Source organism: Chitinimonas sp. JJ19 (genome assembly GCF_036961565.1).
Lineage (GTDB): Bacteria > Pseudomonadota > Gammaproteobacteria > Burkholderiales > Chitinimonadaceae > Chitinimonas.
On the sequence record NZ_JBAMDD010000009.1, the window covers coordinates 87,609 to 103,038 of the forward strand.

The following is a 15,430-nucleotide window of genomic DNA, read 5'->3' on the forward strand; positions in this document are numbered from 1 at the left end:
CCCTGCCGATAGACACGAGTAAAGCCCCACGATGCTGCAGATCGACCCAGACCTACTCGACAAAACCAGCCCCTCGCCCTACCGGGACGCGATGCTGCACGGCTACCGTTGGCTACGGTTTACGCCTCAGCTTGAGCAGGCCTTCCGTCAATTCCATGTAGATACCCATATGTCACGTCTGCGTTGGGCAGGCGGCATGGCCATCACGCTGTTTGCTCTGTTCGTGCTGATCGACCTTACCACCCTGCCCTCCACCATCTGGGAGCGCACCGTACCCATCAGGCTGGGGCTGATCATCCCGGCCTTTGCCATTACCCTCTGGCTCAGCTATCAACAGCGGTGGCGCGCTTACCTGCAGTGGGCAGTCTGCTTGTCAGCCCTGCTGACAGGCCTGGGAACGGTTGGTGTTATCGGCGTTGCACTGGCACGTGACTACCCCTTGCCGTATGAGGGCATACTACTGGTGGCCTTGTTTATCTACTTTATCGCCAGCCTGCAGTGGTGGCATGCCCTGCTGATCAATGCCATTACCCTGGCCGGTTTTCTGGCCATGGAGTCCGCCCTGCAGCCCGATACAACGCTACAGCTGTATCACGGTGCCTTTATGCTGACCGCCAATATCGTAGGCGCAACCGGTAGTTATTTTCTTGAGTACGGCACCCGCACAACCTTTCTGGTCAATGCCCTGCTGCATGAGCTGGCCGAGCACGATGGCCTGACCGGGCTCTACAACCGGCGCGCCTTCAACACCCATCTGGAGCGCGCCTGGCGCCAGGCGCAGCGTGAGCAGCGATCATTGGTGCTCGCCATGATCGACGTGGACTACTTCAAGCGTTACAACGACTACTACGGGCACGCTGGCGGGGACAAGGTGCTGCAACTAGTTGCCGACACCATCAACCGGCACGCCAGGCGGCCGTTGGATATCGCCGCCCGCTACGGCGGTGAAGAATTCGTATTGCTGTGGTTCAACCCCGCCACCCAGGAGCTGCCCCATATGGGCGAGCAGCTGCGCAACGCCATTGCCGTACAGGCCCTGCCCCATATGGGTAGCGAACTGGGGCATCTCACCATCAGCCTGGGTCTCGCCCAACGTGCTCCAGGGTCTGGGCTGACAGCGGATGATCTGCTCAAGGCGGCAGATGAAGCCCTCTACCGGGCCAAGCAGGCGGGGCGTAACCGGGTAGTCGTTGACATACCCGGCACACCCCTTGACGGCCAGCGCAGCATGTAGCGCTGGGTGCAGCATGGCTTACTTGGGCGCAGCGATCTGCTTGGCAGCCGTTACCATGGCCTCTTGTGGCTTAACGTTGCCATCAGTCACCTGTGGTAGTGCTGTCGCCATGGCAGACCAGAACTTGCCCATCTCCGGGTTGGACGGCATGGGCTTGCCCAGATGGATGTTATCCATGGAGTTACGGATATTTTCGTCATTGTAGAGTTGCCAGAACAGCGTGATATCCGCCGGCACACCTAGCGGCACAGCCTCGTTCATGGCTTTCAGGCCATCCAGCTTGAGCAGGTGCTGCTCCAGGAAAGCCAGCGCCTCCTTCTTGTTGCGGCTCTTGGCATTGATCATGGCGCCCAGCACCCCCACAAAAGGTCGCGAAGGCTTGCCCTTCACGCTGGGTATGGGGGCCACGCCGAAGTTGATCTTGGCCTCCCGCAACCCTTCCCAGGCCCAGGGGCCGCTGATCATCATCCCCAGCTTGCCATTGCGCATGGCCTCTTCCATCTGGCCGTAGCTGGCGCCCTTGGGCATGACCCCCTTGTTGATCAGCATGGCCAGTGTTTCCAGGCCCGCCACCGCACCGGGTTTGGCGACACCGGTATCGCGGGCGTCATAGTTGCCCTTGATATCGCGGAAGAACGGATACCCCCCATTCGCAGCCATCAAGGGCCAGGTAAAGTAGGTGTTGTTGTAGTCCCACAAGATGGCCCTGGCCCCGCGCTTCTGTAGCTGGGTATCCAGTGCCGGTATTTCCTCAAAGCTCTTGGGCGGGGTCTTGATCAGGGCCTTGTTGTAGATCAGGCTGACCGTCTCAACCGATAAGGGGTAGCCCCAGGTCTTGCCACCTACGGTAAACGCATCCCAAGCCACCGAGACGATATTGCGGCGGGCCTCCTCGGTCGGATTGATGGGTGTCAGCAACCCTAGCTTGATCCACTCACCAATGCGGTCATGCGGCCAGATCCAGATATCAGGGCCATTGCCAGCCAGCGCCTCCTGCTGAAACCGGGTCGGTGCATCATCGGGGTGCTCGACCTTGACGATGATGCCTGTCTGCTTGGTGTAGAGCTTGCCAATCTTCTCTATACCTTCATAGCCCTTGTCGCCATTGATCCAGACCGTCAACTGCTTGCCGGCAGCCATGGCCGGGCTCAGCAGACAGGCGCTGGCAGCAATACCCAGCAAGGTTTTCAGCACGATACGACGGGAAGAAACGGCAACGGGGCATGCTCGGGACGCAAGCATGCCCGCTACACCGTGGGAACGGTTAGTCATGGGGTTATCACTCCGGTGATGGTTGGGGATAGCGCGCCAAGAGCCTGTGATGAACGTATTCCAGATGACAACGAGCGTCAGCGAGGCTCCCTCGCGGCGGCAAGGGCGGGGGGTATGGGCTCAATCAGAGTAGAGCCTACTGGCTCCGGCTACACTGACGTCCAGCGCCAGGGTTGCCCTGGCGCCTGCTTCGCCCCCAGCCGCCACCCATCCAAGATTTCAGTTCACAACAGGCTCTCACCGCGCTTCGGCACTGAGGGTGCCGACATGCCGCGCAGGTCATGGCCCGCGCGGTCATGTGGGGGTGCAGCTACCGCTCAGCGTGCTTGCATCAACGCCTTGCAGGTATCCAGCATACGGTTGGAATAGCCCCATTCGTTGTCGTACCAGGCCATGACCTTGACCAGGCGCTTGTTGCTTACCTTGGTCTGTGACGAATCGAAGTTCGACGAGGCGCGGTTATGGTTGAAATCGACGGACACAAGGGGCTTGGTCACATAAGTGAGAATGCCATCGCGGCTCGCTGCAGCAGCCTGCTTGAGTATCTCGTTGACTTCGCTCACGCTGGTATCGCGGCTGGCCGTAAAGACAAAGTCAACCAGCGAGACATTGATGGTCGGCACGCGTACAGCCAGGCCATCCAGCTTGCCAGCCAGCTCCGGTATCACCAGGCCTATGGCGGCCGCTGCACCGGTCTTGGTTGGTATCATGGACATGGTCGCCGAACGGGCACGGCGCAGATCGCTGTGGTAAAGGTCGGTCAGCACCTGATCATTGGTGTAGCTGTGCACCGTGGTCATCAGCCCCATTTCCACCCCCAGCGCGGCATGCAGCGGCGCCACCAGCGGCGCCAGGCAATTGGTGGTGCAACTGGCATTAGAGATTACCGTGTGCTCGGCCTTCAACACCTGCTCGTTCACCCCGAACACGATGGTGGCATCGACATCATCACCGCCCGGTGCGGAGATCACCACCTTCTTGGCACCCGCAGCCAGGTGCGCACTGGCCTTGGCCTTGCTGGTGAACAGGCCGGTGCACTCGAACACCACATCGACATCAAGGTCCTTCCAGGGTAACTGGGCCGGATCGCGCACGCTCAGGTAGCGTATGCGGTCACCATTCACCAGCAGGTGATCCCCTTCGTAACCCACTTCTGCCTGGAAACGACCATGGACGGTGTCGTATTCAGTCAGATGGGCATTGACCTCGATCTCCCCGAGGTTGTTGATGGCGACAATCTCGAATTCGTCGCGGCGGTTGTGTTCATAGAGGCCACGTAAGACATTGCGGCCTATGCGGCCGTAGCCGTTGATGGCGATGCGGATGGTCATTGTATTGCTCCAGACTGTTGTGCCTATGGACTTGGATAGTGCGGCGCCGTCTTGGGCGCTCTGCTTCTGTTGACGGACCGGCCGTAACGACCGTTTCACTCCGTATTTCGCCCAGCCACCAAGGCTGCGCGACGCTATCTGGGAGCCTAGTTATGCGCTCAGGTCATTGATGGGCGGCGACGGAGTAAGTACGCCTGGCCACCCTGGCCTGAGCGGTCATCGTCAAGGCATGGGGCGGCCCATGGCAGCTTCGAGCAGTTCAAACCACTGCTGCCTGTCCAACACAATCTCCTGCGCAGCCGCCAACTGTTGCAAGCGATCCAGCTTGCCGCTGCCCAGTACCGGCTGTATCCCGGCTGGATGGCGCAGCAGCCAGGCGATAGCCAATTGCTCACGGCTGACGCCCAGCTCCGCACCCAGCCGCGTCAGCACCTGCCCCAAGGGTGTCTCTACCGGCTCTGCCGACAGCCTGCCTCCCCCCAATGGCGACCAGGCCTGCGGCTTGATACGCAGGCGCTGGCATTGGTCCAGCGTACCGTCGAACAGGGTATCGGTATGCAGCAGCGAAACTTCCACCTGGTTGGCGGCCAGAGGTTCATCCAGGCGACTCTGCAGCAGTTCCAGCTGGTGCGGCAGGAAGTTGGAGACACCAAATTGCGCGACCTTGCCCGCCTGCTTGAGTTGAAAGAACGCCTCGGCGATCTCGTCAGCATCCATCAAGGGGTCAGGCCTGTGGATCAACAGCATCTCCAGCTGCTCCCCCCCCATCTGCGCCAGCGAATGCTCGGCCGAGGCCACGATATGCGCGCTGCTGGTGTTGTAGTGCTTGACTCGGTGCTGCGGCCGGTTTGGGCTTACCAGCGCGATACCGCACTTGGAGATCAGCTTGATACGCGACTTGAGTGCAGGCCGGCTGGCCAAGGCCTCACCGAACAAGGCCTCGCAACGGTAGTCGGCATAGATATCGGCCAGATCGAAGGTGTCGATGCCGATATCCAGGCAGCCCTCCACCAGATCGGCCACCTGGCTGGAGCGCATCTGCCAATCGGCGATGCGCCAGATACCCAGTATGAGCCGGGAGTTTGCAGTGCTCACGATGTTCTGTCCTCGTTGATCATATTGCGGTGTGTTGCCCCACCTTATTGTGTTTCCAGCAGCACCGGGCCCTGTGCCAGCAGCTTCACCATGCCGCCCTCCACCTTGGCGGTGGTGCCGCTGTAGGCATCGCGGACCATCTGGCCATCCTTGTAAACATGCGCTACCGATATGCTGACCTCACCCTTGGCAAACGGCGCAGCAACGACCCTGTCATCGCCATGGATGCGGCTGAAGGCATAGGGCTCGTCGCTCAGTTTGCGATGCACACCGCGTGCCAGCGCCGGGTGGCGGGCGCGGAACTGGCCCAGCTTCTGCCAATGGGCCAATACGGCGGTGTTGGGCGACGCCCAATTCATGCTGGAACGGGTGGATTGCTGTGGGTCGCCAGCGCTGGCCGGGCCATCCGGCCGGGCCGTTTCATCCCCGTAGAAGATCTGCACGCCGCCGGGTGCCAGCAACAGGGCGGTGCCTGCGGTAATCAGCTGATCACGTTTGTACAGCCGGGTATCGTGCGACGACAAATAAGACAGCACATCGAAGGCCTTGCCCTCACTGCTGCCGGCTGCCAGCTTGCGGGCGTAGTCACCATACAAGCGGTCCAGTTCCAGCGGATCATCCAGCTTGCGATCCTGCAAGTCGAAATTGATCAGGCTGTCAAAACCGTTGTCGAAATAGGCCGTGCGTTCAACAGCGTGCGGAAATACCTCGCCCACCATCCAGAATGGTGCATCGTCTATTTTCTTCTGCGGGTTCTTGGCCTTCCATTCAGCCAGGGCCGCATTTCCTGCCTGCTTCAACGCCTGCCAGGATGCCATTTCCACATGCTTGGCCGTATCAACCCGAAAACCGTCCACACCATAGTCGCGCACCCAGTTGGTCAACCAGGTCACAAGGTAATCACGCACCGTCGCGTTGGGTAAAGCTACCGCGCCGGTATCCGTTTTCTTTTTCAGGAAAGCCGGCAAGCCTACCGCCTTGGCCTGTTCTGTCTTGAAATCGGGCAGGTAGGCCAGTTGCATGGTCAGGTCGCTGCTACCAGCGGCGGTATAGCCGTTGAGGCCCGCACGCACCCAGTCGCCGCCCCACCATTCGGCCCATTGCTTGCGGTCGGCGTTGTAGTCTATCCAGCCGTGATAGTCCTTGAGCGTGTATTGCTCGTAGGCCCCCTTCCACAGCACAGGTATATTCAGCTGATGGGCCGTCTCGATATCCAGATAGCCAGGGTGGTTCATCACGATATCGAACAGCACCCTGACACCTTGGGCATGCGCCGTATCAACGAACTCCCGCAACTCATCGGGCGTGCCCATGTTCTTGTCGAGCACCGTGTAATCCAGGGCAAAGTAGCCGTGGTAGGCATAGTGCTTGAACTCTTCCTTGCCGCCCTGTACCCAGCCCCGTATCTGCTCATAGGGCGCCGTGATCCAGATCGCATTGACTCCCAGGTTCCGGAAATAGCCTTCCTTGAGCTTGACAGTCAACCCTGCCAGATCGCCACCGTGGAAAGTGCCGATTTCCTTGGCACCATCGGGCTTGCGTCCATAGCTCTGGTCATTGGCGGGGTTGCCATTGTAGAAGCGGTCGGTAATGGCGAAATAGACGATGGGATTGGTGGCAAAGCTGCTTTTGGGCGCCCCTGCAGCGCCGATGGGGGTGGCGACAGGTTCGGCGGCCTGGGCCAAGAGGCAGATCAGTGAGAGCGATGTGGCAAGCAAGGTACGTGTCATGGCAGCTTTATCAGGCAGGACTAGCGGAGCAAAAGGGCGGGCCAACCGGCGCCCGCCTATCCAGATGGGGTGGCTTACTTGCCTACGGCAGCTTGCGCCTCGGCCTTGCTCTTGAAAATGGCTGGGTTGCCCGAAACCACATAGGCATCCTTGATCTCCTTGGTATCGAAGCTCATGTCCTTGCCCTTCTGCTCCTTCACATCACCCTTGTGGATGATGTAATGCACCTTGCCGGTGCTACCAAAATCCTTGATGGCCAGGCGCCAGTACACGCCGAACTCATCCTTGCCGGTCGGGGTCAGGGGGCTGAACCAACTTACGCCCTCCAGGGGCTGGTCGCTGGCACCCGGTGCGCGCTTCCAGGCATGCAGGCCCCAGTTTTCATACTTGCCATCGGGGCGATGGTAATGAATATCCACCATGCCTTCCGGCGGGTTGTCGGCCGCAGCAGGCAAAGCTGCCAGCATCAATGTGGCCAGCAAGGTCTTGATCAATTTACGTTTGTTCAGCATGGTCATCACTCCGTATTGGTCTTGGTTTGGTACTGATTTCTTGTCATGCCCTGCGGTCATCCGCAGCAATCTCTGCATCGCCCTACCTGTATGCTGATCGTGAACAGGCTCTTATCCCTTGACACCGCCAGCCGTGAGTCCCGACGTCATCCAGCGCTGAGCCAGCAGGAAGACGATGGAGATCGGCAAGCCCGACAAGATGGCTGCGGCGGCAAAGTCACCCCAGAAGTACTTCTGTTCGTACAGGAACATCTTGATCCCCACGGCAATGGTCAGTTGATCCTGCTGCTTGAGCAGCACCGAGGCGATGGGGTACTCGTTGACGCCCTGGATAAAGGCCAGCAGGAACACCACCATCAGGATGGGAACGGCCATGGGCAGCAACACATAGCGAAAGGCCTGGAATGGCGTCGCACCATCGACCTTGGCGGCTTCCTCTATCTCGACCGGGATGGTGTCGAAGTAGCCCTTAATGGTCCAGATGTGCAGGGCAATGCCGCCGGTATAGGCCAGGATCAGGCCGCCGTGGGTGTCCAGGCCCAGCCAGGGCACATAGCCACCTATCTGGTCGAAGATGGCATAGATCGCCACCAAGGCCAGCACGGTGGGGAACATCTGCACCAGCATCAGGCTGTTGATCAACTGTGCCTTGAAGGCAAAGCGCATGCGGGCAAAAGCATAGGCACAGGTAGTCGACAGCAATAGGCCGATCAGGCCAGACAAGGCAGCCACCTTGATGGAGTTCCAGAGCCATAGCAGTACCGGGAACTCCGGCTCCACCAATCGGCCATCAGCCGCCTGGTAGGGAATACCCAATACCAGCTTCCAGTGCTCCAGGCTGATCTGGCTGGGGATCAGATCACCGGTCGAGAAATTACCCGGGCGCAGGCTGATCAGCAGGATCATGAGAAAGGGGAACATGATCAGCGCGATAAAGCAGATCAGCCCCAGGTGGGCGGCAACAACGCGCCAGCGATGTGATTTATCAAGAACGACGGCCACGATGCGTAATCCTCAGCGGGTTTCGGTCTGGTTCACCTTGGTGAGCCGCAGATTGATGATGGACAGGAAGGCAACCATCAGGAACACCACGGTCGAGATAGCCGCAGCCAGGCCAAAGTCCTGGCCGGAATCCTGAAAGGCGATGCGATAGGTATAAGACACCAGCAAATCGGTGGTGCCCGCAGGTACAGCCGTATCCAGGAAATCCGGGCGGCCGTTGGTCAGCAGTGCAATCAAGACAAAGTTGTTGAAATTGAAGGCAAAAGCAGCAATCAGCAAGGGCGTGATCGGTTTCACGATCAAGGGCAGCGTGATCTTGAAGAAGTTGGTGAACGGCCCGGCCCCGGCGATCGCCGATGCCTCATACAGATCGGCCGGTATCGCCTTGATCAGACCCATGCTCAGCAACATCATGTAGGGAAAGCCCAGCCAGGTATTGACGATCAGGATCATGACCTTGGCGAGGAAGGGATCGGTAAACCAGTTGGGTTTGATGCCGAACAAGGACTGCAGGATCAGGTTGATCTCCCCCGCGTTCTCGCTGAACAGCCCTTTGAATACCAGGATGGAGATAAACGCCGGCACGGCATAGGGCAGAAACAGAAAGATGCTGTACAGCTTGCGGAATCGCAGTGCCTCCCAGCTCATCAGCACGGCCAGCACGATACCCACCGAGAAGGCGAACAGCACGGTCAGGCCGGCAAACACCACCGTCCAGCCAAAGATGCGCAGGAAGGGCTCACTGAAGGAACTATCGGTGAAGATGCGCTTGAAATTGGCCCAGCCTATGCCGACCTTGAAACCGGGTTGCAGCGGCTCGCCTGCTGCTGTTTCATAGAAGCCGGTCTCGAAATTGGGCTTGATGATGCTGCCGTCCTGCTGGTTCTTCAGCTCGCCATTGGCCAGCGGCTGGTAGAGCTTGCGCACCGGCGCGAACTCGCGCAGGCCGGATGCACTGGCCACCAAGCCACTGGGCAGTGTGACCGATACCAGCTTGAGTACCTTGAGGTTCTGGATCAGCGTCTTGGTATCAGCCGGCTCGCTCAGGGGGGCTTCGGCCGCTTCCAGCCTATGCGCCGGCACGCTCAGCGGTGTCGCCTGCTTCAGCGCCAGGGCATCGGTGACAAAGACATCGCCGTTCTCGTTCTCCAGGCGTATGCGGTAGGCTGCACCGTCGCTATGCAGGGTAAAGGCATAGCTTTCTCCATCCACCACATAGGTTTCATCCAGAAAGTACTGCTTGGCGCGCTCAGGGCTCAGCAGGTTCTTGGAGCTGTAGTTGGTAAAGCCGATGGTAAAGGTGTAGGCCAGTGGGAACAGTACAAACACCACCACGGCCAGCAAGCCAGGAAACAGATAACGGAAGGCATAGGCCCTACCGGTGCTGTAGATATAAGTGGCCAAGCCCAGCGTAGCCAGGCAAACCGTTGCCAGCAGGGGTTGCCCCGCAGCGTACATCTTGAAGGTGAGGAACAGCCCCGCCAGCAGGGTCAGGCCTGCGGCCAAGAGCAATATCCAGTGTTCCAGCTTGCGCGCCATGCTTGTTGTCACTCCCTTTGTCTTTGCTGAACGTGCTGGTTACAGCCCGCTCAGCAAAGGCCTCCCTTGCGGAAGGCCGGCAGGGCGGCTGCATGCTGATTGCCGCCCTGACTGCACCCTACCCTTCCTGTTGGAACGGCCAGGCTTCCTGCTTACTCACCCTTGATGCGCTTGGCGGCAGCATCCAGGCCATCCTTGGGCGACTGACGGCCACCGGTGATGTTCTGCAGTGCCGATGCCATGGACGACCAGAAGCGGCCCATCTCGGCATTGTTGGGCATGGGGTTGCCAGCCTGGGCCGAAGCCATGGTGGCCTTGATATTGGGGTCGCCAGCCAGCTCCTTGAACAGGTTCTTGTTGGCAGGCGTACCCAGCGGCACATCCGCGTTGATGGTCTTCAGGCCATTGAGCGACAGCAGGTGGTTTTCGATGAAATCGACCGCTACTTCCTTGTTGGGCGAAGCGCGGTTGACCATGCAGCCCAGCACGCCCACGAACGGTGCAGCCTTCTTACCGGCCACGGTGGGGATAGGTGCCACGCCAAAGTTGATCTTGGCGTTCTTCAGGTTGTCCCACGACCAGGGGCCGTTGATCATCATGGCAACATTGCCCTTGGCCATGCCTGCTTCCATCTCGGCGTAGCCGGCGCCCTTGGGCATCACGCCGCCATCGATCAGCTTCTTCAGCGTCTCGGCACCCTTCAATGCACCGGCGTTGTTCACGCCGGTATCGGTGGCGTCATAGGTGCCATCTGCCTTCATCTTGAAGGGGTAGCCACCGCCTGCAGCCAGCAGCGGCCAGGTGAAGTAGGTATTGGTGTAGTCCCACAGAATGGCCTTCTTGCCCTTGGCCGACAGTTTCTTGTCGAGTGCGGCGATTTCCTCAAAGCTCTTGGGCGGCGTGGGCACCAGGTCCTTGTTGTACACCAGGGCCACGGCCTCGATGGAGATGGGGTAGCCCCAGGTCTTGCCACCGATGGTGAAGGCCTTCCAGGCCAGCGGGTCGATCTCGTCGCGTATCTTCTTGGATGGCGTAACAGGGCTCAGGAGGCCAGCGCCCACCCATTCACCAGCCCGGTCGTGCGGCCAGCACCAGATATCGGGGCCCTTGCCAGCGGCGGCAGCCTGCTGGAACTTGCCCGGTGCATCCTCGGGATGCTCAACAGCCACTGGCACGCCAGCCTTCTTGGCAAAATCATCGCCTATCTGCTGGATGCCTTTGTAGCCTTTGTCGCCGTTGATCCACAGCAGCAGCTTGCCGGACTCGGCTGCCTGGGCGGCACCGAAGCAGGACACTACCAGGGCAGCGATGAGTGTTTTATTCAGGGTCATGATCACTCCATACGTATTGTGGTTTGGTGGTGCTACGCGGCTGTATGCATCAAGCTCGTTTTCTACGAGTTCTTTACCCGCTGGAAAGCCAATCCAGCTTCGTTAAACAGGTAGCAGCGTGTCTCCGGCAAGCGGACGCTGAGGGTTTCGCCCGGTTTGGCCTCATGCTCGGCATCGGCACGCACCACCAGGTGTTCGCTGGCGCCAGGCACCTGCAGATAGCAGATGGTGGCCTCGCCCAGATGCTCCACCGCAATCAATTGACCGCTGATGGTGTTGCCACTGGCAGAAAACTCGAAATGCTCCGGGCGTATGCCCAAGGTCACCTTACTGCCGACCTGGCCTGCACTGGCATCCACCGCCACCGTCACCATGCTGCCATCGGCCAGTTGCACCGTGGCCTGGTTGGCGCCAATGGCGGCCAGCTTGGCTTCGACAAAGTTCATCTTGGGCGAGCCGATAAAGCCCGCCACAAAGAGATTGCGCGGATGGTGGTAAAGCTCCAGCGGCGAGCCCACCTGCTCGACATTGCCGGCATTGAGCACCACGATGCGGTCAGCCAGCGTCATGGCCTCGACCTGATCGTGCGTCACGTAGACCATGGTGGTATTCAGCTCGCGATGCAGCTTGGTGATCTCGATGCGCATCTGCACGCGCAAGGCGGCATCCAGGTTCGACAGTGGCTCGTCGAACAGAAAGACATTGGGCTTGCGCACGATGGCCCGGCCTATGGCCACGCGTTGGCGCTGGCCGCCCGACAGCGCCTTGGGCTTGCGCTCCAGCAGGTGTTCAATCTGCAGTATCCGGGCAGCACGATCCACCGCCTGCTTCATCTCTTCCTTGCTCACGCCGGCCAGCTTGAGACCGAAAGCCATGTTCTCGGCCACCGTCATGTGCGGATAGAGCGCATAGGACTGAAACACCATGGCCACGCCGCGCTTGGCTGGCGGGGTATCGTTGCAACGCTCGCCGCCGATATGGAGATCGCCGGAAGTGATGTCTTCCAGGCCGGCGATGGTGCGCAACAAAGTCGACTTGCCGCAGCCTGACGGGCCCACGAAAACGACGAACTCCCCATCCTTGATATCAAGGTCTATGCCATGCAGCGTTTCGATATCACCGAATGATTTGCGTATGCCGCGCAATACGACGTCGGACATGGATGCCTGCTCCGTTGTTGGTTTCCCCTTCCCTTTCATCGGGAAGGTCTCGTTCAAATGGTGGCGTACAGCCCGCCAAAACCCGCCAGCTCAACCCGCTCACCGTCGATGCTGCCCCCAGCAAGGCCATGACCTGCCAGTGGCTTGGCAGAGCGCAACGACTTGGGCAGTTTGAACGCGACCGGCGTGCTGCCCAGGTTGAAGGCGCATAGCCAAGTCTGCTTGCCCAAGGTGCGGGTAAAGGCCAGGATAGGCTCGTCGGTCTTGATAAAGGCGATGTCACCGGCCTTGAGCACGGCTTGTTGCTTGCGCCAGGCCAGAAAGCCACGGTAGAAATTCAGCGTAGAACCCGCATCGCCATCTTGCACGTCTACCGCGCGGCTCAGGTGGTCCTTGGGTACCGGCAGCCAGGGCTTGGCAGAAGAGAAACCGCCATGCTTGCGTTTGGCCTCCCAGGGCATGGGTGTGCGGCAACCGTCGCGGCCCTTGAACTCCGGCCAGAAGGTAATGCCGTAGGGGTCCTGCAAAAGCTCAAACGGAATCTCCGCCTCGGTCAGCGCCAGCTCTTCGCCTTGGTAGATGCAGAGGCTGCCCTTGAGGCTGGCCGACATGGCCAGCAGCACCTTGGCCAGCGCCGGGCTGGTCTCGCCCTTGCCCCAGCGGGTCAGCACCCGGGCCACATCATGATTGCCTATGCTCCAGCAGCCCCAACCGGCACCGCCCTCTTTCTTGCCCGTCTTGACCAGCTGCGCTTCCAGTTCCTCCACCTGCTGGCGTATATGGCCAGCCGAACCATCCGGTGTCAGCAGATTGAAGCTGTAGGCCATATGCAGCTTGTCGCTGCCCGAGGTGTAGCGGGCCATCAGCTTGAGCGAATGGTCATCACCCACCTCGCCTACCGAAGCGGCGCCGTACTCGTCCAGCAGGGCCCTTACACGTTGCAGGAAGGCCAGGTTCTCTGGCTGCGACTTGTCGTGCTTGTGTGCCTGCAGGCCGTAGGGGTTGTCTGCGCTGACCGTCTTGCTGTCACGCACTTCGGCTGGCGGATTGTTGCGCAGCTTGCGGTCGTGAAAATGAAAGTTACAGGCGTCAAAGCGAAAACCGTCCACCCCACGCTCCAGCCAGAAACGGATGCTGTCCAGCATGGCGGCCTGGACATCAGGATGGTGGAAATTGAGGTCGGGCTGGCTACTGAGGAAATTGTGCAGAAAATACTGCCTGCGGCGTGACTCCCACTGCCAGGCAGAGCCGCCGAACACCGACAGCCAGTTGTTCGGGGGCGTACCATCGGCTTGCGCGTCGGCCCAAACAAACCAGTCGGCTTTGGCATTGTCACGACTCTGCCGGCTCTCCTTGAACCAGGCATGCTGGTCGGAACAATGGCTCAACACCTGGTCTATCATGACTTTCAAGCCCAACTGATGGGCCGTACTCACCAGCCGGTCAAACCCAGCCAGATCCCCAAACAGGGGGTCGACATCGCAGTAGTCACTGACGTCGTAGCCAAAATCCTTCATCGGCGACTTGAATATCGGCGATATCCAGATGGCATCCACGCCCAGGCTGGCCACATAAGGCAGTTTTTCAGTAATCCCCGCCAAATCGCCTACGCCATCGCCGTTGCTGTCGGCAAAGCTGCGCGGATAGATCTGATAGATGACGCCACCGCGCCACCAGTCTTGCGTTTTCTTCTTGCTAGTCATGCCATTCACCAGGGTGCAGGTACGCGACAAAGCCGCTCGTCTCGACGCAGGACGTCGAGGCGACCGGGTTCGCAGCGAACAGATACGCAGCAGTCGACAGGCGGGCGTACCCGCCTGTCCAAGTTCAGGCCGTTGTGCGGGCCTTGCCCCGCACAACAGTCTGGATCAACCGAACTTGTGTCGACTTACCACCAGGTTTCAAACTGCACGCCGTAGGTGCCGCCGCTGGTCTCATTGGTAAAGGCGCTACCAGCCTTGCCGCAGTCACGACCGGTACACACCACGCTGCCTGCAGCCTTGGCTGCATCATTCCACTTGGCGTAGGTGTAGTAGGCACGGATAGCCGGACGAGCCCAGAAGCCCTTGCCCATGCTCAGTTGCGGTGCAATGGTCATCTTGGTCAGCTTGCGCTTGGCACCATTGCCAGCCGGGTCAACTTCGGTGTGGCCGACTTCAGCAGCAATGCTGTAAGCATCGGTGAAGTGATACACAGGGCGGGCGCCTATGGTCCAGATCTTGTCGGAATCACCGTTCTGCCCTGGCTGTTCACCCGACTTCTCGTAACCGACGAACAGCGAACCATTGAGGTTGCTACCCTTGGGTTCGAACACGGTGTGGTTGAACACGCGCCAGCCGCGGAAGGTGTAGTTGCCGTCGGCCCACCACTTGCCGCTGCCGTCCAGGTTGGCGGCATCGCGGGCGTACTGCACCACGAAGTTGTTGAAGCCACCCAGGCCGAACGGGTTGCCCTGGTTGTGGCTGGCGGTCAGTGCGAAGCCGTTCTTGCCGCTGACGCCATCAAGGTTGTTGCGGCGAATCAGGTTGGCACCCAGCTCCAGCGAGCCGCCGGGATTGATGCCTATGCCTTCGATGCGGAAGTCATGGTTGGTGATGGACTTCCGGCCGCCATTGGGGACGTCCGGGTTGTAGCCACCTTGAGCGGTGTTGCTCCAATCCATTTCGCCATTGCGCAGGTAGGCGTAGGACAGCTTACCGAAGCCGACATCGATACCTTCGATACCAGCGCCAGGGGCACTGCTGTTCCAGTAGAAGAAGTCCAGCATATGGACGTCATGACGCTTGTAGTAGCGCTTACCCGCCCAGATGGTGGCGTTTTCGAGCGCGCCGCTGCCGATGTTGTTGGCCTCAACCCAGGCCTGACGCCACGACGGGGTGCTTTGTTCCCAGTCATTCAGTTGCTGGGTACCGAAAGCCACCATGGTATGCAGCTTGAAGTTGATGCCGCTGGCTTCGCCCATGGCAGCATCAAAAGACAATTCGCCGTAAGTGTCGCACTCGTTGCCCAGGCGATAGCCTACGCCAAAGGTGTTGCCCGGCAGGCGATAGCAGACTTCCTTGCCGCCATCGGTGCTGGAACCGGCGCCGCTACGGATGTAGCCGTGGTAGTCAACCGTGGCAGCCATGGAAGCCTGCGCCGCGAACGCTGCCACCAGGGCAGCAAACAGCTTGCTCTTGCGATTCATCGGATCACTCCTCTCCGTTTGGTTGGATAAACCAGGT

The 15,430-nt window shown here is 59.7% G+C and carries 12 protein-coding genes; 1 reads left to right on the plus strand and 11 read right to left on the minus strand.

The annotated features are described in order from the left end of the window. Positions 1–31: 31 nt before the first annotated feature. Positions 32–1,234, plus strand: a complete 1,203-nt coding sequence (locus tag V7714_RS12770; protein WP_335710078.1) for a GGDEF domain-containing protein — start codon at positions 32–34, stop codon at positions 1,232–1,234. Positions 1,235–1,252: 18 nt separating this feature from the next. On the opposite strand, the gene malE (V7714_RS12775) is transcribed toward V7714_RS12770, so the two are convergent. The 11 genes from malE (V7714_RS12775) to V7714_RS12825 form a co-directional block, all read right to left on the minus strand. Further along, positions 1,253–2,506 carry a maltose/maltodextrin ABC transporter substrate-binding protein MalE gene (gene malE / locus V7714_RS12775; protein ID WP_335710079.1) on the minus strand — a complete coding sequence of 418 codons (1,254 nt, stop codon included), beginning with the start codon at positions 2,504–2,506 and terminating at the stop codon, positions 1,253–1,255. A 317-nt stretch (positions 2,507–2,823) separates the two neighbouring features. Further along, positions 2,824–3,837 carry a type I glyceraldehyde-3-phosphate dehydrogenase gene (gene gap, locus V7714_RS12780; protein ID WP_335710080.1) on the minus strand — a complete coding sequence of 338 codons (1,014 nt, stop codon included), beginning with the start codon at positions 3,835–3,837 and terminating at the stop codon, positions 2,824–2,826. A 222-nt stretch (positions 3,838–4,059) separates the two neighbouring features. After that, on the minus strand, positions 4,060–4,932 hold the full coding sequence (locus V7714_RS12785; protein ID WP_335710081.1) for an aldo/keto reductase: 873 nt from the start codon (positions 4,930–4,932) through the stop codon (positions 4,060–4,062). A gap of 44 nt (positions 4,933–4,976) precedes the next feature. After that, positions 4,977–6,662: an alpha-amylase family glycosyl hydrolase gene (locus V7714_RS12790; protein ID WP_335710082.1), complete on the minus strand. Its 1,686-nt coding sequence runs from the start codon at positions 6,660–6,662 to the stop codon at positions 4,977–4,979. A 74-nt stretch (positions 6,663–6,736) separates the two neighbouring features. Next, entirely contained in the window at positions 6,737–7,174 is a 438-nt protein-coding gene (locus V7714_RS12795) for a pullulanase-associated domain-containing protein (protein WP_335710083.1), read from the minus strand. Between the two features lie 111 nt (positions 7,175–7,285). Next, positions 7,286–8,176, minus strand: coding sequence for a maltose ABC transporter permease MalG (gene malG, locus V7714_RS12800; protein WP_284195934.1), 891 nt, complete (start codon positions 8,174–8,176; stop codon positions 7,286–7,288). 12 nt (positions 8,177–8,188) lie between these two features. Continuing rightward, the gene (gene malF / locus V7714_RS12805) at positions 8,189–9,715 is read right to left on the minus strand and encodes a maltose ABC transporter permease MalF (RefSeq protein ID WP_284195933.1); all 1,527 of its coding nucleotides are present in this window, start codon (positions 9,713–9,715) and stop codon (positions 8,189–8,191) included. 152 nt (positions 9,716–9,867) lie between these two features. Then, a complete protein-coding gene (gene malE, locus V7714_RS12810) occupies positions 9,868–11,046 on the minus strand; it encodes a maltose/maltodextrin ABC transporter substrate-binding protein MalE (protein ID WP_284195932.1) in 1,179 nt (392 codons plus the stop codon). A 62-nt stretch (positions 11,047–11,108) separates the two neighbouring features. Then, positions 11,109–12,206 carry an ABC transporter ATP-binding protein gene (locus V7714_RS12815; protein ID WP_335710084.1) on the minus strand — a complete coding sequence of 366 codons (1,098 nt, stop codon included), beginning with the start codon at positions 12,204–12,206 and terminating at the stop codon, positions 11,109–11,111. A gap of 53 nt (positions 12,207–12,259) precedes the next feature. After that, complete coding sequence (locus tag V7714_RS12820) at positions 12,260–13,909, minus strand: alpha-glucosidase family protein (RefSeq protein WP_335710085.1); 1,650 nt, start codon at positions 13,907–13,909, stop codon at positions 12,260–12,262. 185 nt (positions 13,910–14,094) lie between these two features. Then, positions 14,095–15,393, minus strand: coding sequence for a maltoporin (locus V7714_RS12825; protein WP_335710086.1), 1,299 nt, complete (start codon positions 15,391–15,393; stop codon positions 14,095–14,097). Positions 15,394–15,430: the final 37 nt, after the last annotated feature.

Excerpts from the sequence above, each read along its gene's own strand:
- V7714_RS12770 (WP_335710078.1), top strand. The coding sequence starts at position 32 with ATGCTGCAGATCGACCCAGACCTACTCGACAAAACCAGCCCCTCGCCC.
- malE (WP_335710079.1), bottom strand. The coding sequence starts at position 2,506 with ATGACTAACCGTTCCCACGGTGTAGCGGGCATGCTTGCGTCCCGAGCA.
- gap (WP_335710080.1), bottom strand. The coding sequence starts at position 3,837 with ATGACCATCCGCATCGCCATCAACGGCTACGGCCGCATAGGCCGCAAT.
- V7714_RS12790 (WP_335710082.1), bottom strand. The coding sequence starts at position 6,662 with ATGACACGTACCTTGCTTGCCACATCGCTCTCACTGATCTGCCTCTTG.
- V7714_RS12795 (WP_335710083.1), bottom strand. The coding sequence starts at position 7,174 with ATGCTGAACAAACGTAAATTGATCAAGACCTTGCTGGCCACATTGATG.
- malF (WP_284195933.1), bottom strand. The coding sequence starts at position 9,715 with ATGGCGCGCAAGCTGGAACACTGGATATTGCTCTTGGCCGCAGGCCTG.
- malE (WP_284195932.1), bottom strand. The coding sequence starts at position 11,046 with ATGACCCTGAATAAAACACTCATCGCTGCCCTGGTAGTGTCCTGCTTC.
- V7714_RS12815 (WP_335710084.1), bottom strand. The coding sequence starts at position 12,206 with ATGTCCGACGTCGTATTGCGCGGCATACGCAAATCATTCGGTGATATC.
- V7714_RS12820 (WP_335710085.1), bottom strand. The coding sequence starts at position 13,909 with ATGACTAGCAAGAAGAAAACGCAAGACTGGTGGCGCGGTGGCGTCATC.
- V7714_RS12825 (WP_335710086.1), bottom strand. The coding sequence starts at position 15,393 with ATGAATCGCAAGAGCAAGCTGTTTGCTGCCCTGGTGGCAGCGTTCGCG.